Genomic DNA, 22899 nt, shown 5'->3' with positions numbered 1-22899 from the left:
TATGGACGCTCTCATGTCCCTCTTCGAAGGTTTCACACACGCATTGACGCCGATGAACCTGCTGTGGGTCCTCGTCGGCTGCTTCCTCGGCACAGCCGTCGGCGTCCTGCCGGGCCTGGGCTCATCGATGGCCGTGGCTCTGCTGCTGCCGATGACCTTCGCCCTCGACCCGACCGGCGCGTTCATCATGTTCGCCGGCGTCTACTTCGGCGGTCTCTTCGGCGACTCCACCATGGCCATCCTCATGAACACCCCCGGCCAGGCATCGGCGATCGCCTCGACGTTCGAGGGCCACAAGATGGCCCGCAACGGGCGAGCGCCGCAGGCTCTGGCCACGGCCGCGATCGGTGCGTTCATCGGCGGGTTCATCTCCTGCTGCCTGGTCGTCTTCGTTGCGCCAGCTCTGGCAGACTTCTCGACGAACTTCGGTCCCGCCGAGTTCTTCGCACTCGCCCTCTTCGCCTTCGTGGCGACCTCCTCGGTCGTCGCGGACTCCGTGCTCAAGGGCCTCATGGCTCTGGTGCTCGGCATCGGCTTCTCGGTCATCGGCATCGATTCGGTCTCCGGCACCGAACGTTTCACAATGGGCGTTCCCGAACTCTTCGACGGAGTTTCACTGGTCACGGTGACCGTGGCGATGCTGGCTCTGGGCGAGGTCTTCTTCATCGCCTCCCGGATCCGCCGCAAGGTCAACGACAATACGATCAACTCATCGGGTCGCCCCTTCCTCTCCCGCAAGGAGTTCGGTGAGGCGCTGCCCGCGTGGCTGCGCGGCACCGCGATCGGCCTCCCATTCGGCGTGATCCCCGTCGGCGGTGCCGATGTGCCGACGTTCATGTCCTATGGCCTTGAACGCAAACTCGACTCGAAGCGCAAGGATCCGCAGTTCGGCGACAAGGGTGCCATCCGCGGCCTGGCCGGGCCCGAGTCGGCAGGTTCTGCCACGACCGGCATCGCCATGGGCGCCCTGCTGGCACTGGGGCTGCCGATTTCCGCGACGGCTGCGATCATGCTCGCCGCATTCCGTCAGTACGGTCTGCAGCCGGGACCGCTGCTCTTCGACCGGTCCCCGGAACTCGTCTGGGGTCTGCTGGCGAGCTTCTTCATCGCCATGATCGTGCTGCTGATCATCAACCTGCCCTTCGCTCCCCTGTGGGCGAAGCTGCTCAAGATCCCGGATCCCTACCTCTACGGCGGCATCGCCGTGTTCTGCGGGCTGGGCATCTATGCCACCTCGGCGTCGCAGTTCGAGCTCATGATCCTGCTGGGAATCGGCATCATCAGCTTCGTGCTCAAACGCTACGGTGTGCCGCTGGCGCCGCTGATGATCGGCATGGTCCTCGGCCCGCTGGCCGAGTCCAGCCTGCGCGATGCCCTGCTGGCGTCGGGCAACGATGTCTCCGTCCTCGTGTCCTCACCGATCACGATCGTCCTCTACGTCATCCTCATCGGTGCGCTGCTCTACACGGGCATCGGTCGTGTCCTGGCGCGCAGACGGCAGAAGAAGACCGTCGACGCGGCATCGCGCGACAGCGAATCGGTCAGCTCATGATGTGAGGCGACGTGGCGGATGTGACGCCAGACGCGTTCGGTGGCCCGGACCGAAGGAGAATCCCCTTCGGTCCGGGCCACCGGCGCATTCACTGTGGAGAGACGTTCGCATTCCGCCCCACCGGGGGCCCGACCTTCCGGCTGAGGTCTCGAGACCGGCCCGCACCCTTGAGGCCGAAGGACGTGAGGACCGCAGCGATGAGCACCAGCACGACCGCAGCTCCCGCCGCCCATTGGACGCCGAGGTCGAAGGACGCCACAGCCGCCTCGGCGAGCTGGTCACCGAGGTGACCGCCTTGAGCACCCGCGTGCTCGAGTGACGATCCGAGAGTCTCGAACTCTGGCCCACTCGCCTTGGCGCCCAGCGTGGATTGCAGGTGGGAGCCGAAGACCATCGTCGAGAGTCCGCCGAGGACAGCAGTTCCCATGACCGATCCGAATTCGTAGGCCGTCTCAGAGATCGCCGAGGCGGCTCCGGCCTTGTGCGCAGGCACTGCGGACAGGATCAGATCATTCGTGATGACCTCGGCCGTACCTATGCCGATGCCCAGGATGAGGAAGGAGATGAGCATGCCCGCGACCGAATGCTCGGGAGTGAAGGCCACGATTCCGAGGCCGAACGCATTGAGCACAAGCGCGCAGGGAACGACCACGCGCGGCTGCAAGCGCGCCATGATCGGCACCGCCGCATACCCGGAGATGATCGCGGCGATGAGGCCGGGGATGAGGACGAGCGCCGCCTCGACCGGGGACAGCCCGAGGACCAGCTGGAGCAGCTGGGTGCCGAAGTAGAGGAACCCGGCCAGACCCATGACGCTGAGCAGGTTGGACGCCACTGCCGAGGTGAAGACCTTGTTGGTGAAGAGCCTGACATCGAGCAGCGGGCGCGAGGAATACAGCTGGCGCAGGACGAACCCGGTTCCCGCGAGCACGGTCACAGTCATGGTGCCCCAGAACAGCAGGTCTGCTCCGTCTGCCATGACGTGCTTGATGGCGTAGACGAGCGGGGTCAGCATGAGCATGGACAGCACGATCGACAGAGGGTCGATTCGACCCGGGTTCGGGTCACGCGATTCCGGCAGCAACACGATGGCAGCCGGGATGAAGATCGCGATCAGCGGCAGGTTGATGAAGAAGATCGCACTCCAGTGGAAGTGCTCGAGCAGGATGCCGCCGACAATAGGACCGAGTGCGGCGCCGCCTGAGAACATGGCGGACCAGGTGGCGATAGCGACTCGGCGGTCCTTGGCGTTGAGGAAGATGTTGCGGATGAGCGAAAGCGTCGAGGGCATGAGGGTGGCTCCGAAGATTCCCAGCAATGCACGGGAGGCGATGAGCATCTCCGCCGAGGTGGAGAATGCCGCCAGCAACGAGGCCAGCCCGAAGCCGATAGCGCCGATGACGAGCAGTTTGCGGCGGCCGACCCGGTCGCCGATGCTGCCCATAGCCACGAGGAGTCCCGCGAGCATGAGTGCATAGATGTCGACGATCCAGAGGAGCTGGGTGCCGGTGGGATGGAGGCCGGTGCTGATGGCCGGTATCGCGAAACCCAAGACGGTGTTGTCGATCGAGATGAGCAGAACAGGGATCATCAGCACAGCCAGACCAGCCCATTCGCGCCGGCCGGCGCGCACTTGTGGTGCCTGTGTGGTGAACATGAAATCTACTGTACCGTCTGGACGGTACAGTGAGCAAGAAGAGCCGCACACAATGATTGGCCTGCGAGCTTCGACTAGGCTCAGCGCTATGGCACGAAACCCCTCCGACACCAAAGAGAGACTTCTCGACGCCTTCGACATCCTCCTCGACAAGCAGGGCATCTCCGGCGCAACCCTGGATGCGGTCGCGGCGAAGGCCGGCGTGTCCAAGGGAGGCCTGCTTTACCACTACGGTTCGAAGGCGGAGCTGATCAAGGGAAGCCTCGAACGACTCGACCGACTTGTCGACGAGGACGTTGCATCGATGAAGGCTGCCGGTGACCGCCTGCACATGTACTATCTCGAGACATCAGCCGAGACCGGTACGCCCCTGGACCGCAGCCTCATCGCGGCGAGCTGCCTGGCGCAGGAGAATGACGAAGCGAAGGATTCACTGCGGAAGACCAGAGAAGCATGGTTCGACGCACTCAATGAGCATCTCGGTGATCCCGATCTGGCGATGACGGTTCAGCTCATCGGCGATGGCATGTACTTCAATCAGAATTTCAGCCTCTCCCAGGACGAGGCTCTCAAACACGTCAAGAACGTGCTGGCGCGGTTGGGACTGTAGACAACAAACCGGTGCAGCAACCCTGAACCCCGTGGACAGGGGATAGCCTCGGCGAACTTCGTCCGCACATGCGGAGCCTCCACGCGCAGCCATGCGCCTTACGCAGCCATGCGCCTTAGGTGGCCATGCGCCTTAAGTGGCCATGCGCCTTAAGTGGCCATGCGCCTTAGGTGGTCGAAACGGTCAGATTCCGCAGCCCAGAACGTGTCCATTCTGACCACCTAAGGGCCACGCTGAGCAATTTCTACGGCAGCAGGGGCCACCTTCTTGACAGTCACTTGCGCGCAGATTCCTGTGGACAGCCGTTCTCTGTCCACAGGGCATAAAACAGCACTCCCCTTCCGGGCGAGAATGCTGCACGATAGCAATCATGTTCAACGACAGCAGATGGGAGATGCGCGACTATCCACGCTTGTTTGCAGCAAGTGAGGCAGAGGCTCTGGGGATCACCCGCCACTACCTGTTCAGAACACAACGCTGCCCGATCATACTTCCAGGCGTGCGCATGGACCGGGAGACTCTCGAGAGCCGCCGCACACCACGGTGGGCCGATGACCGCTGGGAATGGGACTCCTTACGCCTACGAGCGGCCCGAATGAAGTTCGATCAGGTGCTCGCCGATCATGCGACAGCGGCCCGCATCTACGGCTGGCCGATGCCGGCGAACTTCAGGACAGATCCCCGCCTCAGCCTGTGCACAGATGATTTGGCGTTGCGGGTCCGACTGCCGAACGTCACACTTCGTCGATCCGCGCAGATCACCGCTGCAAGGTGGCTCGATCTTCCTGTACTGGCTCCCGCCGACGTCTTCATCTCCATCGCGCCTGACCTGACGATCCGAGATCTGGTGAAAGTCGGGGATGCGGCTGTCGGCCGGTGGCACGGGCCGCCTCAGCTGACTGTCGACACGTTGACTGATCGAGTGGGGCAGCGCAAAAGGCTGAGGGCGCGTCGTCGCCTGCGTGATGCGATTGATCTGATCCGGCCCGGTGTCGATTCCCCGACTGAGACCGACCTGCGCCTGTGGATCGTCTCCGTCGGACTTCCCGAACCGACTGTTCACCCGAAGATCAGCAGTGACCTGGACAGAGGCGACATAGAGCCCGATCTCGGCTACGAGAATGCACGTCTCGCGCTCGAGTACGAAGGCGATCACCACAGGTCATCTCCAACCCAGTGGGCTCGAGACATCGAACGCGATGAAGCGATGAGGGACGCAGGTTGGACAGTGCTCAAGGTGACCCGCCGGACCGATTATCGCCTGCTCCAGGCCAAGATCCGCCGCCTTCTGGGCTTGACATGATTCGCATTGAGGCAGTCCAAAATGAGACGGCTCGCGATCTCACCCCTCGAGCCAGCCATCAGCAGCGCTCTCGGCCATCAGCAGCACTCTCAGCCCCCGAGTTGAAATGTCACGACAGGGCAGAACTTCTTAGGTGGTCGAAATGGGCTGATTCGGACAATCGGAATCAGCCCATTTCGACCACTTTAGGCAGGCACACAACGAGGTCAGCTCAGGTGGTGCACATCCTGCAACCCGTACACCGGGGTATCCAACCCCTCATAGCGCGCCTTGAGCTGGAGCCCCAAGTACAGCGAGTAGTGCCGTGACTGGTGGAGGTTGCCGCCCATGAACCAGAGGTTCTCCTGCTGAGTGGGTTTCCACATGTTCCGCTCCTCACCCTCCCACGGGCCAGGGTCCTTGGTGGTATCGGAGCCGAGGCCCCAGCATTTGCCCACCTTGTCCGCAGTCTCCTGATCCACGAGATCGGCCACCCAGCCATTCATCGAGCCGTATCCGGTGGCGTAGACGACAAGGTCGGCAGGCAGCTCGGTCCCATCGGCAAGCACCACCGAGCCCTCGGTCAGATGATCGACGTCTCCCTTGGCTAGCTTCACCTTGCCGTCGGCGACGAGTTCTGCCGAGCCGACGTCGATGTAGTAGCCCGAGCCGCGGCGCAGGTATTTGAGGAAGAGCCCGGACTCGTCGTCGCCGAAGTCGAGATCGAAACCGGCGTCTTCCATGCGCTGGTAGAAGTCCTTGTCGCGTTCCTTCATCTGGTCGTAGAGCGGAATCTGGAATTCGTGCATGATCCGATACGGCAAGGAGGCGAAGATGAGGTCGGCCTTCTCGGTCGTCACGCCGTTGGCCAGCGCCTTCTCCGAGTAGAGGTCGCCGAGCCCGATCTCCATGAGGGAGTCGCTTTTAACGATGTGCGTGCTCGAGCGCTGCACCATCGTGACATCGGCACCGTGTTCGTAGAGCGCTCCGCAGATGTCGAAGGCGGAGTTGTTGCTGCCGATGACGACGACGTTCTTACCGGTGTAGGCGTCTGGTCCACGGTGTTCCGAAGAGTGCTGTTGCTCGCCCTTGAAGATATCGGCACCGCGGAACGTTGGGACATTCGGCTTGCCGGACATGCCCGTGGCCATGACGAGCTGTGTCGGGTGCAGAGTGACCTTCTCACCATTGCGCTCGACCTCGACCGTCCACTGCTGCGATTCTTCGTCGTACCTCGCCGAGGTGGCTGCTGTCGAAGACCAGTACGGAATCTCCATCACCTTGGTGTAGAACTCCAACCAATCGGCGATCTTGTCTTTGGGTGCGAAAACCGGCCAGTTGTCGGGGAACTTGAGGTAGGGCAGGTGGTCGTACCAGACCGGGTCGTGCAGGCACAGTGACTTGTACCGTGAACGCCACTGGTCTCCCGGCCTCTCCCACCGGTCGATGACGAGCGCCGGGACTCCCATCTGACGCAGGCGAGCGCCGAGCGCAATGCCGCCCTGTCCCCCGCCGACGACGAGAGTGTACGGCTGTGCGGTGTCTCCCCAGGCTGCGTCCTCCTCCGCGAGTTTCTCCGACCAGCTCTTCCGCTCAGGATCGACGCCATGCTCGGCCCCCTTGACTCGTCGGTCTCCGCGAGGCTCTTCATAGCCTGTCAGTTCCTGCAACGAGGTGAGCATGGTCCATGCCTTGGCCCCGTCCTCGTCGATGAGCCGAACCAGACCCTTGCCGCGGCCGACAGAGGTGGCGAAGGTGAACCAAGCTTCGGTGACTCCGTCGGCGGTGGTGGCGGGATCGCTGAGCTCGAAATCTGATGGTGCGACCCGGTCCGCGTTCACGGTCAGCAGGTCCCTGACCCCGTCATGGTTCTCTACCGTATTGAGGTTCCACGTGAAAGACACGAGATCCCTCCAGTAGCTGGCAGTGGCGAACAGTCCCACTGCGGCTTCGACGTCACGCGCCCGCAGTGCGGACTCGAACTCGTTGAGCCATTCGGTCGCGATGTCATCGGCGGTGAGCTGCGTGCGATCAATTGTCGTTGTCATGTCACTCCTCTTCGTTGAGCTGTGTGTCCTCAAGCTATCCCGCCAAGAACAGCCGCGGAAGAGTTGCATCGAGTTGCATGGTCAGTGCCGACGACCGCACCTATACTCGTCATATGCCTCAGCCGGATCTGGCGCATCTCGCCAGAGATCTGACACGCATTCACGATGCCGTGATCACCGGCGCATCGCCGCCGGAGCAGCCGCGAGCGCTCGTTGCGCGCTCGTGGGATCGAATGCTGCGCTTGGGCCTCGACCCAGCGGGCAGTAATCGCAGAATCTTCGCCGCCGAGGCGGATGTGGAATCCCGAAGGCACCGTTCGAAGCTGCGCCTCATCGTCGAGGAGCTGAAATCCGTGTTGCTGAGGATGCCAGATGCAGGCAGCTTCATCCTTGTCGTCGCCGATGCTGAGGGCGTGATCCTGTGGCGAGATGGCGCCACCGCAGCCAGACGTCAGGCGGATTCGCTGGGATTCGTCGAGGGCGCCCACTGGTCCGAGTCCAGGGTGGGCACGAATGCCATCGGCACTGCTCTGGCCGAGGAGGCCGCGGTCCAGCTGTTCTCCGCGGAGCACTTCGAAACGTCGCAGCATCCCTGGTATTGCAGTGCGGTTCCCATCCACGATCCCATCGATGGCAGCCTGCTCGGCGTCGTCGACATCAGCGGGCCAGCACTCACCCTCCATCCTGCCGTGCAGTCTCTGGTCACAACTGCCGTCCATCTGGCGCAGGCGAGGCTCTCGCTCATCCAGCAGGAGCAGCTGAGCAGCCTGCGCAATCGCATGTCGACAGTCCTCAGCGGCAGTCACGGTCCTGCGCTGGTCGTCGACGACGATGGATGGGTCGCCTATCAGCAGGGTGTGCGCAGCCGCGATCGGATCGAAGTGCCGGCACCTGACCGCACGATCCTCATCCCCGGCGCTGGACTGTGCCTGCCGGAGAAGATCACCGGCGGCTGGCTGCTGAGACCAGCAGACACTGTCGACGATGCAAAAGTCTCGGTCACGCTGCGACAGACAAGCCAACCCGCGGTGCTCGAGATCAACTCCGGCGGTGATCCGCTCACCGTTCCGCTCACGCCACGGCGTGCGCAGATCCTCGCCGCGATCACCTCTGCGGGGCCTTCTGGAATCAGCGCTGCCGATCTCAGTCGCACGCTCTACGGCGATGCCGAGCATCTGGTCACGGTGCGTGCAGAAGTCTCCCGCCTCCGCCGCTCGATCGGCGCGCTTCTTGCGACTCAGCCTTATCGCTGGGCAGAGGGTGTGGTTGCACAGCTCGGGTGACATCGCCCTAGTGTCAACAGGTCCTACATCTGGTCGACGCCGTGCTCGGGCATCACGCCTGACCGTCGTCAGCACCCCGATACGTTCCAAAACTCCACAGCACTCCCTCGGGGTCGGTGACGCTGAAATCGCGTGAGCCGTAGTCCTGTTCGGTCAGCCCCATAACCTCGGTCGCGCCAGCTGCGATCGCACGATGATAGAGCGCTTCGACCTGGTCCGTGGCAATGTAGACCGAGCCGGTGGCGACTCCGGTCTTCGTCATCACGCCACCGTCATCGCGAGTGGAGCCGAGCATGACGCCCCCACCTTCGGGCCAACGCAGTTCGGCGTGATCGACTCGCCGCGGGTCATCGGCGTTCGTGTACTCGGCGACGACTTCGAAGCCGAAGGCGTTCTGCAGGAAGGCGATCGCCGCCTTCGCATCGCGGTAACGGAATGTAGGCCAGATATTGGCTCCGGTTGTCGGTGACATGATGTGCCCTTTCCTCGTCGTATCGGTACACACCATCGTGAACCCCGGGCCACCTCGGCGGCTTGGACATTTGGGAACTGAGGGGACAGCTGAGACTCATGGTGCGGTGACATCTATGGTCGCCGAGGTGGTCCCCCTTGGTCCGGTGGACGTCAGTCCTGGTCCTGCCGCACCACGGGATCCTCACTCAGCCACAGGGTCGGGCTGGTCCCGGTGAGCAGGCGGAAGTCGCGGTTGAGATGGGATTGGTCGGCGTAACCGCAGGTCGCGGCGATATCTGCCAACGTTCGAGTCTGCGTCGAGATCATCCTCCTCGCCCGATCGAATCGAATGACTCGTGCGGCCTCCTTAGGTCCGATGCCGAACTCTGCCCGGAACACTCCATTGAGGTGGCGCCGGCTCCAGCCGATCCGGTCGGCGATGAGCGAGACCGGAAGTCCGCCGTGGCTGCGAGCGATCTGCCTCCACGAGTCCACCACCTCGGGCCGGGGCCGGGTCCCTTCGTGGACGGCGCGCACGAGGACCTCGTCGATGGCATCGAAGCGGGCAGACCAGGTCGTGGCTTCATTGACGCGTTCGTGCAGCTCGGCGGCGATGGGGCGTGAGATTTCGGCGAGATCGTGCGTGCGATGAGCGAGTTCAACGGCAGGGGTGTCGAAGAGGATCCGCGGCGCGAATGGCGTGAAGTTGATCTGGACTCCGGCCATTGTGCCGTTGTGCCTGATGAGCGTGGGCGACAGATGCAGGCCCGCGAGCAGCACGTCGAACGACTCGGTGCGCGAAGTTGCCGCGTCGTATTGGTGCAGCGGTTCGTCGATGGAGACTATGAACGTCAGGGTGCCCGATGGCAGACCGAGATGCGTCCCCGCGGGAACGCCGGCGATGTCGTAGGCGACATAGTCACCGACGTAGGGCCTCAGGCGCGGGTGTGGCCTGCGCTGAAGATCATCCCGAGTCACCGTGGACATGACAGCAGTGTAGACCCGGTTCCTCACGTCTCGGCGGTCGCGCCCCACACCAGGTCCGTGAAATCTCTGTCGAGGTCGAGTCTGAAGTCGGTCGAAAGCACCTCGGCGAATTCCGCGGCATCGGCCAGGGTGCGTTCCTGCCGGTCGGGTCGTGCACCGCCAATCGTCCGGCGCAGTCGGCGGCCCTCAAGGGTGACCCGGCCGCCGTCGGGAAGCGGCAGGGCGAGAATGGGCGGACCGGTGAAGCGTGACCCGGGCTTCGTCGAGGTGAACCAGTTCGCCAGCTCGAGATCCATCTGCTGACGAGGGACCTCACTGAAGGCGTAGACGGTGCGAAATTCCTGGTCATCACGGGTTCGTGATTGGAGCACCCAGTCGCTGTCAGCCCGCAGCTGCGGCGTGAGAGCAGTCCTCACGGGGACCAATCGGTGCTCGCCGTGAGGCGTCATTCTCGCGGCAGCAGATTCGGAGAGTTCGAGCGCGGCTTCCGGTGTGCCCCCGCCGAAGCCTGGATCGATGAGAAGACGACGGCCGTCGAGGTCGACGATGGTCGCCTGGTGAGTCAGTGCTCCCGGGGCAGTCTGCCCATCGCCGAGGTGGACCCGAGCCAGAATCGGATGTGCGCTCAGCCCCAATTCGGTGACGACCCCGCGGATGAGTGCGGCATGTTCGTGGCAGTATCCGCCCCGGCCGTCGGTGAGCAGTTTGTCCGCGGCTCCGTCGACGTCGATCGCGACGGCCTTGAGGTCACCCCTGGCGCGAAAGGCGGTGACATCGAGATTCTCAAAGCAGATCGCGTGCGTGTGCGCGACCAGGATTTCGTCGAGTAGGTCGACAATCTGCGCATACGATCCCTGCGCGCGTCGGCGAAGCTCGGGGACGGAATCACTGAGCACGAGCCGTTTCGCATAACGGCTGAGAAGCGATGCATGAGTCATGTGTCCACCTCCATTGGGGGCTGTGTCGGCCTCACTCCTGCAACGCAGACTCCGCCTGCAGCACGGACTCCAGCAGGCCCGGGAAACGAGCATCGATATCGTCTCGGCGCAACGTCAGGCGACGGTTCCGGCCGTGCAGTTCGCTGATGATGACGCCGGCTTCGCGCAGGACCTTGACCTGATGCGAGCGCGTTGACTTCGGCACATCCGGGCCGAGAGCCGAGCAGTCGACCATGCCCAGCGGTCCGGATCGCAGCTGCTGAACCAGGGCCAGCCTGGCCTCGTCGCTGAGGGCGAAGAGCACTGAGGTCAGCTCGATGTCCTCGCGCTCCGGGTGCGGCAGTTTTCATTGGCAACCATAGTTGGATAATAGTTGAACTGTTTGAGAATGTCGTATAGCCTCCAAGAATGGTTCCAAAAGTTTCGAACACTATGGAGGAGGCTTCTGTCTCCGCAGTTCAGCTGGCACCCACCTATGCCTGGTGGTCGCGCGAGCGCTGGCGTCTGCGCCTGGTCCTGATAGCCACCTCGGCGATGATGGCCGGAGCGAGCGCTCCGTCGCCGTTCTACCCCGTCATCCAGGCCGATTTCGGCTTCGCCCCGGTGATGATCACGGTGGTCTTCGCCGCCTATGCCGTGGCATTGCTGGCAGCGCTGCTGACCGCCGGTGCCCTCTCCGACCACATCGGACGCCGCCCCGTCATCTGCGCGGCGTTCGTCGTACTCGCCATCAGCATGTTTCTGTTCTGGCATGCCGACAGCGCCGCGACACTAATTCTTTCCCGAGTGGTGCAAGGCATCGCCAGCGGAATCCTGCTGTCGACGCTGTCGGCCACGGTCGTCGATTTGGAACTGCCGCACAAACCGGGCTCGGCCTCTTCGTGGAATGCAATCTCGGCAATGGCGGGATTGGCCATCGGCGGACTCTTCGCGGGAGCGACTCTCGCTGTATTCGTCGACGGCAACGGAGCCGCAGTGGTCTTCGGAACTCTCGTAGCAACGTATCTGCTGCTGGCTGGCATCATTTGGATCCTGCCGGAGACCTCGGCCCGACGCCGAGGCGCGTGGGCATCGTTGCTGCCGCGCGCGGCTCTGCCCCGGGAGGTCCGCAAGGCGTTCTTGTTCGCTGTGCCGGCCTTCATCGCCGGCTGGGCCACGGGAGGCCTGTACCTCTCGCTCGGTGCCAACATCATCACCAGCGAGTTCCATTCGAGTTCCCACCTGGTCAGCGGTCGCATCGTCACGATGCTAGCCGGGGCCGGAGGACTGGCCGGATTCTTCATGCGCAATCGATCCGCGCGCACCGTCACCCTCTACGGCACGATCTCACTCGCCGTCGGCAGCACTCTGACTCTGGTGGCTCTGACTCTCACTTCGCCCGAACTGTACTGCCTCGCCGTCATCATCACCGGAACCGGGTTCGGCACCGCCTTCCCGGGTGCGCTGAAGACCATCCAGGCAGTCGTGAAGCCGGAGGCCAACGCCGAGGTGATGGCTGCAGTCTTCGTCGTCTGCTACCTCGCCTTCGGCCTTCCCGTCGTCATCGCCGGGGTCCTCGTCCCCGCCATCGGACTCTTCGCAACCGCGTGCTGGTACGGCGGTTTCGTGGCCCTTCTCGCTCTCTGCGCGGCACTCCTGCGCTGGTTCAGCGGCGGAGGCCGGCATTTCGCCGACACCCAGAGCGCCTAAAATCCTGCCAGAGCGCTGAAGGTCACGCCCAGGTCTGTGGCTTCAGTCCGTGCTGGCCGCGGTAGTTCGGCGACTCGGGTTCGCTCCAATTGCCGAGGAGGTTCTCCGGCAGCGCATAGACCGTGACCTTGAGCGGGTGACAGTTCTCGACCGGGTCCTCGTTGCCCTCGCCGAACATCGGAGCGGAGAGATCTCCACCCGGGCAGGCAGAGAGTGCTGCCAGCAGGTCCTGCTCGGCGAAGAACTCGAAGTAATCCCGGGCGTCGCCGGGCATGTCTTCATGAAGTATTCGTCGTTGTCGTTCAGGCCGGTGCACTGAAAGACGTTGAGCACATCGTGAACGTCGAACTCCGTCAGACCGTACGGCAAGATCGCACGCACCAGGTTCGAGTGGCAGTGGTAGTCGAAGTCGACGCCGTTGAGCATCGTGTTGACGTAGGGATCGCAACGCGTACCCAAGGTGTCATGAAGTCGACCGCCCTCGGCGTCAGTGCCGTAATCGGCCAGGGTGTCACCGACGATCGTCGCCATCGGGCGCAGGAACGGCAGCGTCGACCACAGTCGGTCGAACGTCGAGACGTGCGCGGCCTGCAGCTGACGGGTCCTCGAGGCCCAGAACCGTTCCCTGGGATCATGTCGGTTCCACAGGTTGAGGTCACCGACCTGCGGTCCCTCGACGGTCGAGATCCGGCAGACGTGGCCGGCTGGCACCTCCCAGGCCTGACCTGAACGGATCGGGATGGTGAACTCCTCGACTACGCGACGGTCTTCGACCTGCTGGCCGATGGGACCGTAGTAGTCACGGTCCGCCTCGAGCGCAGGGCCTTGGTAGGCGGCTTCGGTCAATCGCGGATTGTGCGACATGAGCGGTCCTTTCCTGGAATCGTCGGCGTCGGTCAAGCTCTCCGTATGCTCAACTGATGCGAGCCTATCGGGTCACCGACTCGTCGTCGGCATCGCTCTTCGACTTCCCTTGCAGCCGCTTACCCACCATCTGCTTCCACGGCAGTGCGGTCAGCAGAGCCAACACTGCGATGCCGAGGAACAGCAGAACGAGCGGTTGGGAGATCATCGCCCAGAAGTCACCGCCGGTCAGGCCGAGTGCCTGCTGCAGATTGCGTTCGAGCATCTCACCCAGGACGATGCCGATGACCAGTAGCGCCGGCGACATTCCACCAGGCGCATGACGTAGCCCAGTGCACCGAAGGCCAGTGCAATGTAGACGTCGGTGACTGAGTTGTGGATGCTGTAGCAGGAGATGAGGGCGAGCATGAGGATCGTCGGCGCCATGAATGGCATCGGGATGGCGAGGATCTTCGCCAGAAGAGGCGAGGCCCCAATGTTGATGATCATTCCGAAGATTGCGCTGACAAGCAGTGCGCCAATGATCGTCCAGCCAAGAACAGGATTGGCCTCGAAGAAGCCCGGACCCGGGTTGAGCCCGTACATCATGAGGTAGGCGAGCAAGACCGCAGTGGTGCCTGAACCGGGAATGCCCAGTGTCAGAAGAGGGACCATGGAGCCGGAGACCGCCGCGTTGTTCGCCGCCTCCGGCGCGACCAATCCTCTGACAGCGCCCTTGCCCATGCCCGCCGATGCCGGAGCGAGGCGTTTCTCGAGACCGTAGGAGAAGAACGCTGCGATCGTTGTCCCCGCCCCCGGCAGCACACCGGCGATGAAGCCGATGATCGAACCACGCAGCCCGGGAAGTGTGCCCTGCTTGAGCTCGGCACCGGTCGGAAAGAAGCGACCGGTCAGGCTTGAGATGGCACGGGAGTCCTTGCTCATCGTCGTGCTGGCCAGAATCTCGCCGATACCGAAGACACCGATGATTCGCGACGATCGGTTCGATGCCCTCCAACAGGGTGGACGATCCGAAGGTGAACCGCGGCAGGCCAGATTGGAGCTCGATGCCGATGGTGGACATCGCCACGCCAAGGGCGACAGCAGTCAGCCCGAGCATCGGTGCCGATCCGACCAGAGTCGCACTGAGAACGAGCGCCATGACGACGACGGAGAAGTAGACAGCCGGACCGAAAGCGAGCCCCAGCTGCGACATCGGTCCGGCAAGGAACGCCAGACCCAGGAAAGCCAGGATGCTTCCGAGGAACGAGGCCAGCGCGGAGATCGACAGGGCTGTCGCGGCCCTTGCCCTTGAGTGCCATCGGGTGGCCGTCGAGAGTCGTCATGATCGCACCCGGATCGCCGGGAATGTTCAGCAGAATCGCCGAGATCCGCCCGCCGTATTCGGCTCCCAGATAGAGCGAGACCATCAGCGGCAGTGAGAGTTCGGCCGGCAAGGTGATGGCCACTGGCAGGAGCAGAGCCGATCGAAGTGGGAAGGACCGACTCCGGGGAGCAGACCGGCTACGGTTCCCAGGACTACCCCAGGAGGATACAAGCAGCAGGATGGTGATGTTGCGATGGACCGAGCGCTCACGAACAGATCGTTGGAGGGTTTCACAGTCCCAGACCTCCGACACCAGGTACTCCAGCCAGCCGACAGGCAGGAGCACATTCAGACCAAACGTCGAAGATGAGGAACAGGATCATCCCGATGATCAATCCGAGGAAAAGCACCCACACGGCCTTGCGCAGGCTTAAGCGGACTCCGAACACAGTCATCGTCGTGAGCACGGAAAAGATCGCGGCCGCCTCGGCGAACCCGATGAGGAAGATGGAGGCGGTGAACAGAGCAAACAGGACGATGCACCACAGGACGTGGAGGAGCTCACTTCCGGTGACCGGGGCGAACGTCGGCTTTCCCGCGCAGCATCGACACGATGCCCAGCAGCGTGGTGCAGAGCAGGACGATGCCGACGACGAGGGGGAACATCTTCGGCCCGACGCCGTCGTCCCCCTGTTTGAAGCGTCGAGGCCCGCGGTGCCCGATGATCCCCCCCTTCGAACCAGCATCGCCCACTTCAGTCGGTGTCGCCGAGGTGGCTGCGCCTTTCGAGTTCATTTCACCAGGCCCACTTTCTTGAGCACTTCCGTGGATTCCTGTTCTTCGGGACGAATGATTGTATCGAGCCATTTGTCTCCGGGGACATAAGCTGGGTTGATACCCAACGCCTCGGACTGTTTGACGAACTCATCCGATTCGACGCTCTCCTTCAGCGCTCCCTGCCACCAGTCAACGGCCTCATCTGGCATGTCCGCGGGGCCGAAGACTCCGCGCCAATGGTTGATGGTGATGTTCATACCCAGGTCGTGCCAAGTGGGTACACCCCTTGCAGCACCGTCTTTCATGGTCTTGGGTGCAGACACAGCGATGATCTCAACGTCACCGCTTTCGACCAGTTCCACGGCTTCGGACATTCCTGTCGAGGCGACGTCGATGCGACCGCCGAGGAGTTCGTTGTTGAGGTCGCCTCCATCGGAGAAGGCAACCAGGTTCAGGTCGTTGAGATCCTTGACTCCGGACTGACTGGCGGGCGGAGGACATTGAGCTGGTCGTCACTCGGGACGGTGCCAATTCCGAAGTTCACTGCAGCCGGATCGTCTTTGAGGCGGTCTAGAACAGTCTTTGCGGAGTCGAACTCGGATCCGGACTTGACCAGCCACACCTCGTAGTCGGTGGTGAGCTGGGCGATCGGAGTGAAATCGTCCAGGGACATATCAGTGGTGCCAGTGATGTTGGAGAGGAAGATGCGATTGGATTCGAAGACCACTGAAGTGCCGTCGTTCTCGCGTTGCAGGACAGCGGCGCGCGGGGTTCCCACCACCTCCGCCCATGTTCTCGATAGACATGAAGGTGTCGACGCCGGCAGCATCGAGTCCGTCCTTTGTGATGCGAGTGGTGAGGTCGAGACCGCCGCCAGGCGAACCAGCAGCAATCGCAGTCACTCGTGGAGGTGGATATCCCTCACCGCGGTCGATATCCGGCATACAGGCAGTGGTCGTGACCAAGAGCGGCAGGACCATCAGCGCAGCCAGGGGCCTTTGCGGTCGCCGTCGGAGGAACGGCGGGAAGGGTGTTCGCTTCTTTCGCGAACGGCTGAAGAACATAGTTTTTGACGCTACCAGTCACGCCTTCTGTCCCTCAACAGATCTTGCGAAAATGAGATGAGCTTTCTGAGTGCTCAGTCCTCTAGACTCGCTCTTATTCGCAGGCCCTCACTCCTGGTCGGAGTTCGCCAGTTCGATGGTGTCGTCGAGCATGCCCGGAGTGAACGCGTCACCGGCGATCATGGACATCTGGCCCAGCGGCAGAGAGTTGAGCAGAGTCTCCATCGGGACACCGTCGGGCAGGATGCCGGAGAGCTCATCGGCAGCTCCGGACTGGCTCCGAAGCGCATCGCCGGTTTCGACGACGTCCCCACGATGACCGAACAGGGCTACAAGGTGACGCTGACCAACTGGCGCGGCTGGCTCGGCGCCCCAGGCATCACCGAGGACGAGGCCTCACAGCTTGTCGACATTCTCAAGCAGACTCGCGACAGCGCGGAATGGGCAGATGCCCTCGACCGCAACAAATGGACGGACGTGTGGCTGACCGGTGATGAGTTCAAAGAATTCATCAAAGAGGACACCTCCCGGATCGAGAAGCTGCTGAAGGAGTTGGGACTGTGAGCGCTCACGTCAACGAAGAAGAGAACCAGGACGGCCCACCTCGGCGCCGGGACCTGGTGGCAGGTCGATCAGGTCTCCTGGTCCCCCTCATCATGGCAGGGTTCTCGACCTACCTGCTCATCGGCATCATCACGATGGACATCGCCGAGGACACCGATCCGCCGGGGCCGCAGTTCTTCCCGATGATCATCATGATCGTCGGCTACGTGCTCACGATCCTGCTGACGATTGCATATATCCGCAATCCCGAACCCGTCGATGTCGATGATGATCTCCCCGCCGAGGTGGAGGAGCAGAAGGCGTTCTCGACACCTGTGACGTCCGCGGTGTCGGCCTCACGTCTCGACCCGCACGAAGAGGATGAGCCGTCCCAGGATCGCAAGGCACTCGCCGAGGCCGGGCCGCTGATTCGCGCCACCGCACGCACAGCGACTTCGTGTCTCTGCTGGGGCGCCGGAGGATTCGCGGCCTTCGCCCTCATCCTCGAGTTCGCCGGGTGGATCCTCGCCGCGGCACTCCTGTTCTGGTGCGTGCCAGGTCGATGGGCTCAAAGCGACCCCTGTTCGACCTCACTATGGCGCTGACATTCTCATCTCTGGTCTACATCGCGTTCGCGGTGCTGCTGGGCTCAATCTTCCTTCGGGAATCCTGGGAGGTGGCTTCTGATATGGACGCTCTCATGTCCTTTCGAAGGTTTCACACACGCATTGACGCCGATGAACCTGCTTGGGTCCTGTCGGCTGCTTCCTCGGCACAGCCGTCGGCGTCCTGCCGGGCCTGGGCTCATCGATGGCCGTGGCTCTGCTGCTGCCGATGACCTTCGCCCTCGACCCGACGGCGCGTTCATCATGTTCGCCGGCGTCTACTTCGGCGTCTCTTCGGCGACTCCACCATGGCCATCCTCATGAACACCCCGGCCAGGCATCGGCGATCGCCTCGACGTTCGAGGGCCACAAGATGGCCCGCAACGGGCGAGCGCCGCAGGCTCTGGCCACCGGCGCGATCGGTGCGTTCATCGGGGGTTCATCTCCTGCTGCCTGGTCGTCTTCGTTGCGCCAGCTCTGGCAGACTTCTCGACGAACTTCGGTCCCGCCGAGTTCTTCGCACTCGCCCTCTTCGCCTTCGTGGCGACCTCCTCGGTCGTCGGGACTCCGTGCTCAAGGCCTCATGGCTCTGGTGCTCGGCATCGGCTTCTCGGTCATCGGCATCGATTCGGTCTCCGGCACCGAACGTTTCACAATGGGCGTTCCCGAACTCTTCGACGGAGTTTCACTGGTCACGGTGACCGTGGCGATGCTGGCTCTGGGCGAGGTCTTCTTCATCGCCTCCCGATCCGCCGCAAGGTCAACGACAATACGATCAACTCATCGGGTCGCCCCTTCCTCTCCCGCAAGGAGTTCGGTGAGGCGCTGCCCGCGTGGCTGCGCGGCACCGCGATCGGCCTCCCATTCGGCGTGATCCCCGTCGGCGGTGCCGATGTGCCGACGTTCATGTCCTATGGCCTTGAACGCAAACTCGACTCGAAGCGCAAGGATCCGCAGTTCGGCGACAAGGGTGCCATCCGCGGCCTGGCCGGGCCCGAGTCGGCAGGTTCTGCCACGACCGGCATCGCCATGGGCGCCCTGCTGGCACTGGGGCTGCCGATTTCCGCGACGGCTGCGATCATGCTCGCCGCATTCCGTCAGTACGGTCTGCAGCCGGGACCGCTGCTCTTCGACCGGTCCCCGGAACTCGTCTGGGGTCTGCTGGCGAGCTTCTTCATCGCCATGATCGTGCTGCTGATCATCAACCTGCCCTTCGCTCCCCTGTGGGCGAAGCTGCTCAAGATCCCGGATCCCTACCTCTACGCGGCATCGCCGTGTTCTGCGGGCTGGGCATCTATGCCACCTCGGCGTCGCAGTTCGAGCTCATGATCCTGCTGGGAATCGGCATCATCAGCTTCGTGCTCAAACGCTACGGTGTGCCGCTGGCGCCGCTGATGATCGGCATGGTCCTCGGCCCGCTGGCCGAGTCCAGCCTGCGCGATGCCCTGCTGGCGTCGGGCAACGATGTCTCCGTCCTCGTGTCCTCACCGATCACGATCGTCCTCTACGTCATCCTCATCGGTGCGCTGCTCTACACGGGCATCGGTCGTGTCCTGGCGCGCAGACGGCAGAAGAAGACCGTCGACGCGGCATCGCGCGACAGCGAATCGGTCAGCTCATGATGTGAGGCGACGTGGCGGATGTGACGCCAGACGCGTTCGGTGGCCCGGACCGAAGGAGAATCCCTTCGGTCCGGGCCACCGGCGCATTCACTGTGGAGAGACGTTCGCATTCCGCCCCACCGGGGCCCGACCTTCCGGCTGAGGTCTCGAGACCGGCCCGCACCCTTGAGGCCGAAGGACGTGAGGACCGCAGCGATGAGCACCAGCACGACCGCAGCTCCCGCCGCCCATTGGACGCCGAGGTCGAAGGACGCCACAGCCGCCTCGGCGAGCTGGTCACCGAGGTGACCGCCTTGAGCACCCGCGTGCTCGAGTGACGATCCGAGAGTCTCGAACTCTGGCCCACTCGCCTTGGCGCCCAGCGTGGATTGCAGGTGGGAGCCGAAGACCATCGTCGAGAGTCCGCCGAGGACAGCAGTTCCCATGACCGATCCGAATTCGTAGGCCGTCTCAGAGATCGCCGAGGCGGCTCCGGCCTTGTGCGCAGGCACTGCGGACAGGATCAGATCATTCGTGATGACCTCGCCGTACCTATGCCGATGCCCAGGATGAGGAAGGAGATGAGCATGCCCGCGACCGAATGCTCGGGAGTGAAGGCCACGATTCCGAGGCCGAACGCATTGAGCACAAGCGCGCAGGGAACGACCACGCGCGGCTGCAAGCGCGCCATGATCGGCACCGCCGCATACCCGGAGATGATCGCGGCGATGAGGCCGGGGATGAGGACGAGCGCCGCCTCGACCGGGGACAGCCCGAGGACCAGCTGGAGCAGCTGGGTGCCGAAGTAGAGGAACCCGGCCAGACCCATGACGCTGAGCAGGTTGGACGCCACTGCCGAGGTGAAGACCTTGTTGGTGAAGAGCCTGACATCGAGCAGCGGGCGCGAGGAATACAGCTGGCGCAGGACGAACCCGGTTCCCGCGAGCACGGTCACAGTCATGGTGCCCCAGAACAGCAGGTCTGCTCCGTCTGCCATGACGTGCTTGATGGCGTAGACGAGCGGGGTCAGCATGAGCATGGACAGCACGATCGACAGAGGGTCGATTCGACCCGGGTTCGGGTCACGCGATTCCGGCAGCAACACGATGGCAGCCGGGATGAAGATCGCGATCAGCGGCAGGTTGATGAAGAAGATCGCACTCCAGTGGAAGTGCTCGAGCAGGATGCCGCCGACAATAGGACCGAGTGCGGCGCCGCCTGAGAACATGGCGGACCAGGTGGCGATAGCGACTCGGCGGTCCTTGGCGTTGAGGAAGATGTTGCGGATGAGCGAAAGCGTCGAGGGCATGAGGGTGGCTCCGAAGATTCCCAGCAATGCACGGGAGGCGATGAGCATCTCCGCCGAGGTGGAGAATGCCGCCAGCAACGAGGCCAGCCCGAAGCCGATAGCGCCGATGACGAGCAGTTTGCGGCGGCCGACCCGGTCGCCGATGCTGCCCATAGCCACGAGGAGTCCCGCGAGCATGAGTGCATAGATGTCGACGATCCAGAGGAGCTGGGTGCCGGTGGGATGGAGGCCGGTGCTGATGGCCGGTATCGCGAAACCCAAGACGGTGTTGTCGATCGAGATGAGCAGAACAGGGATCATCAGCACAGCCAGACCAGCCCATTCGCGCCGGCCGGCGCGCACTTGTGGTGCCTGTGTGGTGAACATGAAATCTACTGTACCGTCTGGACGGTACAGTGAGCAAGAAGAGCCGCACACAATGATTGGCCTGCGAGCTTCGACTAGGCTCAGCGCTATGGCACGAAACCCCTCCGACACCAAAGAGAGACTTCTCGACGCCTTCGACATCCTCCTCGACAAGCAGGGCATCTCCGGCGCAACCCTGGATGCGGTCGCGGCGAAGGCCGGCGTGTCCAAGGGAGGCCTGCTTTACCACTACGGTTCGAAGGCGGAGCTGATCAAGGGAAGCCTCGAACGACTCGACCGACTTGTCGACGAGGACGTTGCATCGATGAAGGCTGCCGGTGACCGCCTGCACATGTACTATCTCGAGACATCAGCCGAGACCGGTACGCCCCTGGACCGCAGCCTCATCGCGGCGAGCTGCCTGGCGCAGGAGAATGACGAAGCGAAGGATTCACTGCGGAAGACCAGAGAAGCATGGTTCGACGCACTCAATGAGCATCTCGGTGATCCCGATCTGGCGATGACGGTTCAGCTCATCGGCGATGGCATGTACTTCAATCAGAATTTCAGCCTCTCCCAGGACGAGGCTCTCAAACACGTCAAGAACGTGCTGGCGCGGTTGGGACTGTAGACAACAAACCGGTGCAGCAACCCTGAACCCCGTGGACAGGGGATAGCCTCGGCGAACTTCGTCCGCACATGCGGAGCCTCCACGCGCAGCCATGCGCCTTACGCAGCCATGCGCCTTAGGTGGCCATGCGCCTTAAGTGGCCATGCGCCTTAAGTGGCCATGCGCCTTAGGTGGTCGAAACGGTCAGATTCCGCAGCCCAGAACGTGTCCATTCTGACCACCTAAGGGCCACGCTGAGCAATTTCTACGGCAGCAGGGGCCACCTTCTTGACAGTCACTTGCGCGCAGATTCCTGTGGACAGCCGTTCTCTGTCCACAGGGCATAAAACAGCACTCCCCTTCCGGGCGAGAATGCTGCACGATAGCAATCATGTTCAACGACAGCAGATGGGAGATGCGCGACTATCCACGCTTGTTTGCAGCAAGTGAGGCAGAGGCTCTGGGGATCACCCGCCACTACCTGTTCAGAACACAACGCTGCCCGATCATACTTCCAGGCGTGCGCATGGACCGGGAGACTCTCGAGAGCCGCCGCACACCACGGTGGGCCGATGACCGCTGGGAATGGGACTCCTTACGCCTACGAGCGGCCCGAATGAAGTTCGATCAGGTGCTCGCCGATCATGCGACAGCGGCCCGCATCTACGGCTGGCCGATGCCGGCGAACTTCAGGACAGATCCCCGCCTCAGCCTGTGCACAGATGATTTGGCGTTGCGGGTCCGACTGCCGAACGTCACACTTCGTCGATCCGCGCAGATCACCGCTGCAAGGTGGCTCGATCTTCCTGTACTGGCTCCCGCCGACGTCTTCATCTCCATCGCGCCTGACCTGACGATCCGAGATCTGGTGAAAGTCGGGGATGCGGCTGTCGGCCGGTGGCACGGGCCGCCTCAGCTGACTGTCGACACGTTGACTGATCGAGTGGGGCAGCGCAAAAGGCTGAGGGCGCGTCGTCGCCTGCGTGATGCGATTGATCTGATCCGGCCCGGTGTCGATTCCCCGACTGAGACCGACCTGCGCCTGTGGATCGTCTCCGTCGGACTTCCCGAACCGACTGTTCACCCGAAGATCAGCAGTGACCTGGACAGAGGCGACATAGAGCCCGATCTCGGCTACGAGAATGCACGTCTCGCGCTCGAGTACGAAGGCGATCACCACAGGTCATCTCCAACCCAGTGGGCTCGAGACATCGAACGCGATGAAGCGATGAGGGACGCAGGTTGGACAGTGCTCAAGGTGACCCGCCGGACCGATTATCGCCTGCTCCAGGCCAAGATCCGCCGCCTTCTGGGCTTGACATGATTCGCATTGAGGCAGTCCAAAATGAGACGGCTCGCGATCTCACCCCTCGAGC

26 protein-coding genes and 3 pseudogenes are annotated in these 22899 nt (G+C 62.9%); 13 read left to right on the top strand and 16 right to left on the bottom strand.

The window, feature by feature from the left end:
- The first annotated feature begins 1 nt into the window (after position 1).
- Positions 2 to 1552, top strand: a complete 1551-nt coding sequence (locus CXR25_RS02995; protein ID WP_096168638.1) for a tripartite tricarboxylate transporter permease — start codon at positions 2 to 4, stop codon at positions 1550 to 1552.
- 88 nt (positions 1553 to 1640) lie between these two features.
- On the opposite strand, the gene CXR25_RS02990 is transcribed toward CXR25_RS02995, so the two are convergent.
- Entirely contained in the window at positions 1641 to 3209 is a 1569-nt protein-coding gene (locus CXR25_RS02990; protein ID WP_101598772.1) for an MFS transporter, read from the bottom strand.
- Positions 3210 to 3297: 88 nt separating this feature from the next.
- On the opposite strand from CXR25_RS02990, the gene CXR25_RS02985 reads away from it, so the two are divergent.
- Both CXR25_RS02985 and CXR25_RS18910 read left to right on the top strand, forming a co-directional pair.
- Complete coding sequence (locus CXR25_RS02985) at positions 3298 to 3819, top strand: TetR/AcrR family transcriptional regulator (RefSeq protein WP_009884350.1); 522 nt, start codon at positions 3298 to 3300, stop codon at positions 3817 to 3819.
- A 370-nt stretch (positions 3820 to 4189) separates the two neighbouring features.
- Positions 4190 to 5122 (top strand): hypothetical protein, encoded by a 933-nt coding sequence (locus tag CXR25_RS18910; protein WP_226830423.1) that lies wholly within the window; start codon positions 4190 to 4192, stop codon positions 5120 to 5122.
- 206 nt (positions 5123 to 5328) lie between these two features.
- Here CXR25_RS18910 and CXR25_RS02975 read toward each other — a convergent pair whose 3' ends face one another.
- Positions 5329 to 7149, bottom strand: coding sequence for a flavin-containing monooxygenase (locus tag CXR25_RS02975; RefSeq protein WP_009884348.1), 1821 nt, complete (start codon positions 7147 to 7149; stop codon positions 5329 to 5331).
- Positions 7150 to 7262: 113 nt separating this feature from the next.
- On the opposite strand from CXR25_RS02975, the gene CXR25_RS02970 reads away from it, so the two are divergent.
- Positions 7263 to 8432: a GAF domain-containing protein gene (locus CXR25_RS02970; RefSeq protein WP_164513934.1), complete on the top strand. Its 1170-nt coding sequence runs from the start codon at positions 7263 to 7265 to the stop codon at positions 8430 to 8432.
- Positions 8433 to 8484: 52 nt separating this feature from the next.
- On the opposite strand, the gene CXR25_RS02965 is transcribed toward CXR25_RS02970, so the two are convergent.
- The 4 genes from CXR25_RS02965 to CXR25_RS02950 form a co-directional block, all read right to left on the bottom strand.
- Positions 8485 to 8904 carry a VOC family protein gene (locus CXR25_RS02965; protein WP_096158196.1) on the bottom strand — a complete coding sequence of 140 codons (420 nt, stop codon included), beginning with the start codon at positions 8902 to 8904 and terminating at the stop codon, positions 8485 to 8487.
- 152 nt (positions 8905 to 9056) lie between these two features.
- Positions 9057 to 9872 carry a helix-turn-helix transcriptional regulator gene (locus tag CXR25_RS02960; protein ID WP_096158195.1) on the bottom strand — a complete coding sequence of 272 codons (816 nt, stop codon included), beginning with the start codon at positions 9870 to 9872 and terminating at the stop codon, positions 9057 to 9059.
- 23 nt (positions 9873 to 9895) lie between these two features.
- Complete coding sequence (locus tag CXR25_RS02955; protein WP_164513789.1) at positions 9896 to 10810, bottom strand: arylamine N-acetyltransferase family protein; 915 nt, start codon at positions 10808 to 10810, stop codon at positions 9896 to 9898.
- A 31-nt stretch (positions 10811 to 10841) separates the two neighbouring features.
- The gene (locus tag CXR25_RS02950; RefSeq protein ID WP_241212386.1) at positions 10842 to 11114 is read right to left on the bottom strand and encodes an ArsR/SmtB family transcription factor; all 273 of its coding nucleotides are present in this window, start codon (positions 11112 to 11114) and stop codon (positions 10842 to 10844) included.
- 104 nt (positions 11115 to 11218) lie between these two features.
- On the opposite strand from CXR25_RS02950, the gene CXR25_RS02945 reads away from it, so the two are divergent.
- Positions 11219 to 12499, top strand: a complete 1281-nt coding sequence (locus tag CXR25_RS02945; protein ID WP_241212380.1) for an MFS transporter — start codon at positions 11219 to 11221, stop codon at positions 12497 to 12499.
- A gap of 42 nt (positions 12500 to 12541) precedes the next feature.
- Here the strand turns inward: CXR25_RS02945 and CXR25_RS02940 are convergent, their stop codons facing one another.
- From CXR25_RS02940 to CXR25_RS02910, 8 genes and pseudogenes are all read right to left on the bottom strand, one after another.
- Positions 12542 to 13363, bottom strand: a complete 822-nt coding sequence (locus CXR25_RS02940) for an urea carboxylase-associated family protein (RefSeq protein ID WP_241212385.1) — start codon at positions 13361 to 13363, stop codon at positions 12542 to 12544.
- 64 nt (positions 13364 to 13427) lie between these two features.
- Positions 13428 to 13628 (bottom strand): hypothetical protein, encoded by a 201-nt coding sequence (locus CXR25_RS02935; RefSeq protein ID WP_125240401.1) that lies wholly within the window; start codon positions 13626 to 13628, stop codon positions 13428 to 13430.
- The gene (locus CXR25_RS18905) at positions 13592 to 14437 is read right to left on the bottom strand and encodes a tripartite tricarboxylate transporter permease (protein ID WP_164513936.1); all 846 of its coding nucleotides are present in this window, start codon (positions 14435 to 14437) and stop codon (positions 13592 to 13594) included. The genes CXR25_RS02935 and CXR25_RS18905 overlap by 37 nt, the downstream gene beginning before the upstream one ends.
- Positions 14349 to 14642, bottom strand: a pseudogene (locus CXR25_RS19315) (tripartite tricarboxylate transporter permease); the annotation flags it as partial. The pseudogene CXR25_RS19315 and the gene CXR25_RS18905, both read right to left, overlap by 89 nt.
- Positions 14643 to 14667: 25 nt before the next feature.
- Positions 14668 to 14982 (bottom strand): annotated as a pseudogene (locus CXR25_RS19310) (tripartite tricarboxylate transporter permease); the annotation flags it as partial.
- A gap of 248 nt (positions 14983 to 15230) precedes the next feature.
- Entirely contained in the window at positions 15231 to 15464 is a 234-nt protein-coding gene (locus CXR25_RS02920) for a tripartite tricarboxylate transporter TctB family protein (protein WP_125240399.1), read from the bottom strand.
- Positions 15461 to 15895: a Bug family tripartite tricarboxylate transporter substrate binding protein gene (locus CXR25_RS02915; protein ID WP_276330402.1), complete on the bottom strand. Its 435-nt coding sequence runs from the start codon at positions 15893 to 15895 to the stop codon at positions 15461 to 15463. Before CXR25_RS02915 ends, CXR25_RS02920 begins: the two co-directional genes overlap by 4 nt.
- Positions 15896 to 15897: 2 nt before the next feature.
- Complete coding sequence (locus tag CXR25_RS02910; protein ID WP_125240397.1) at positions 15898 to 16224, bottom strand: type 2 periplasmic-binding domain-containing protein; 327 nt, start codon at positions 16222 to 16224, stop codon at positions 15898 to 15900.
- Between the two features lie 343 nt (positions 16225 to 16567).
- On the opposite strand from CXR25_RS02910, the gene CXR25_RS18900 reads away from it, so the two are divergent.
- The 6 genes and pseudogenes from CXR25_RS18900 (at position 16568) to CXR25_RS19290 (ending at position 19280) form a co-directional block, all read left to right on the top strand.
- Positions 16568 to 17074, top strand: a complete 507-nt coding sequence (locus CXR25_RS18900; protein ID WP_241212383.1) for a tripartite tricarboxylate transporter substrate-binding protein — start codon at positions 16568 to 16570, stop codon at positions 17072 to 17074.
- Complete coding sequence (locus CXR25_RS02900; RefSeq protein ID WP_125240396.1) at positions 17071 to 17658, top strand: tripartite tricarboxylate transporter TctB family protein; 588 nt, start codon at positions 17071 to 17073, stop codon at positions 17656 to 17658. Before CXR25_RS18900 ends, CXR25_RS02900 begins: the two co-directional genes overlap by 4 nt.
- A gap of 205 nt (positions 17659 to 17863) precedes the next feature.
- Positions 17864 to 18162: pseudogene (locus CXR25_RS19305) on the top strand (tripartite tricarboxylate transporter permease); the annotation flags it as partial.
- A 79-nt stretch (positions 18163 to 18241) separates the two neighbouring features.
- A complete protein-coding gene (locus CXR25_RS19300; RefSeq protein WP_420836563.1) occupies positions 18242 to 18532 on the top strand; it encodes a tripartite tricarboxylate transporter permease in 291 nt (96 codons plus the stop codon).
- Positions 18433 to 18987: a tripartite tricarboxylate transporter permease gene (locus CXR25_RS19295; protein WP_241212411.1), complete on the top strand. Its 555-nt coding sequence runs from the start codon at positions 18433 to 18435 to the stop codon at positions 18985 to 18987. The genes CXR25_RS19300 and CXR25_RS19295 overlap by 100 nt, the downstream gene beginning before the upstream one ends.
- The gene (locus tag CXR25_RS19290; protein ID WP_241212381.1) at positions 18933 to 19280 is read left to right on the top strand and encodes a hypothetical protein; all 348 of its coding nucleotides are present in this window, start codon (positions 18933 to 18935) and stop codon (positions 19278 to 19280) included. The genes CXR25_RS19295 and CXR25_RS19290 overlap by 55 nt, the downstream gene beginning before the upstream one ends.
- On the opposite strand, the gene CXR25_RS19200 is transcribed toward CXR25_RS19290, so the two are convergent.
- Both CXR25_RS19200 and CXR25_RS02890 read right to left on the bottom strand, forming a co-directional pair.
- Positions 19190 to 19771 (bottom strand): MFS transporter, encoded by a 582-nt coding sequence (locus tag CXR25_RS19200; RefSeq protein ID WP_338027632.1) that lies wholly within the window; start codon positions 19769 to 19771, stop codon positions 19190 to 19192. The genes CXR25_RS19290 and CXR25_RS19200 overlap by 91 nt on opposite strands.
- Positions 19772 to 19782: 11 nt before the next feature.
- Positions 19783 to 20934 (bottom strand): MFS transporter, encoded by a 1152-nt coding sequence (locus tag CXR25_RS02890; RefSeq protein ID WP_338027631.1) that lies wholly within the window; start codon positions 20932 to 20934, stop codon positions 19783 to 19785.
- Positions 20935 to 21022: 88 nt separating this feature from the next.
- Here CXR25_RS02890 and CXR25_RS02885 point away from each other — a divergent pair, with 88 nt between their 5' ends.
- On the top strand, positions 21023 to 21544 hold the full coding sequence (locus CXR25_RS02885; RefSeq protein WP_009884350.1) for a TetR/AcrR family transcriptional regulator: 522 nt from the start codon (positions 21023 to 21025) through the stop codon (positions 21542 to 21544).
- A gap of 370 nt (positions 21545 to 21914) precedes the next feature.
- Entirely contained in the window at positions 21915 to 22847 is a 933-nt protein-coding gene (locus tag CXR25_RS18880) for a hypothetical protein (protein ID WP_226830423.1), read from the top strand.
- The last annotated feature ends 52 nt before the right edge of the window (positions 22848 to 22899 follow it).

The sequence above is a fragment of the Brevibacterium aurantiacum genome (assembly GCF_003932995.1).
Classification (GTDB): domain Bacteria; phylum Actinomycetota; class Actinomycetes; order Actinomycetales; family Brevibacteriaceae; genus Brevibacterium; species Brevibacterium aurantiacum.
The sequence above is the reverse complement of the archived record's forward strand: the minus strand, read 5'-3'. Positions and strand labels throughout refer to the sequence as shown.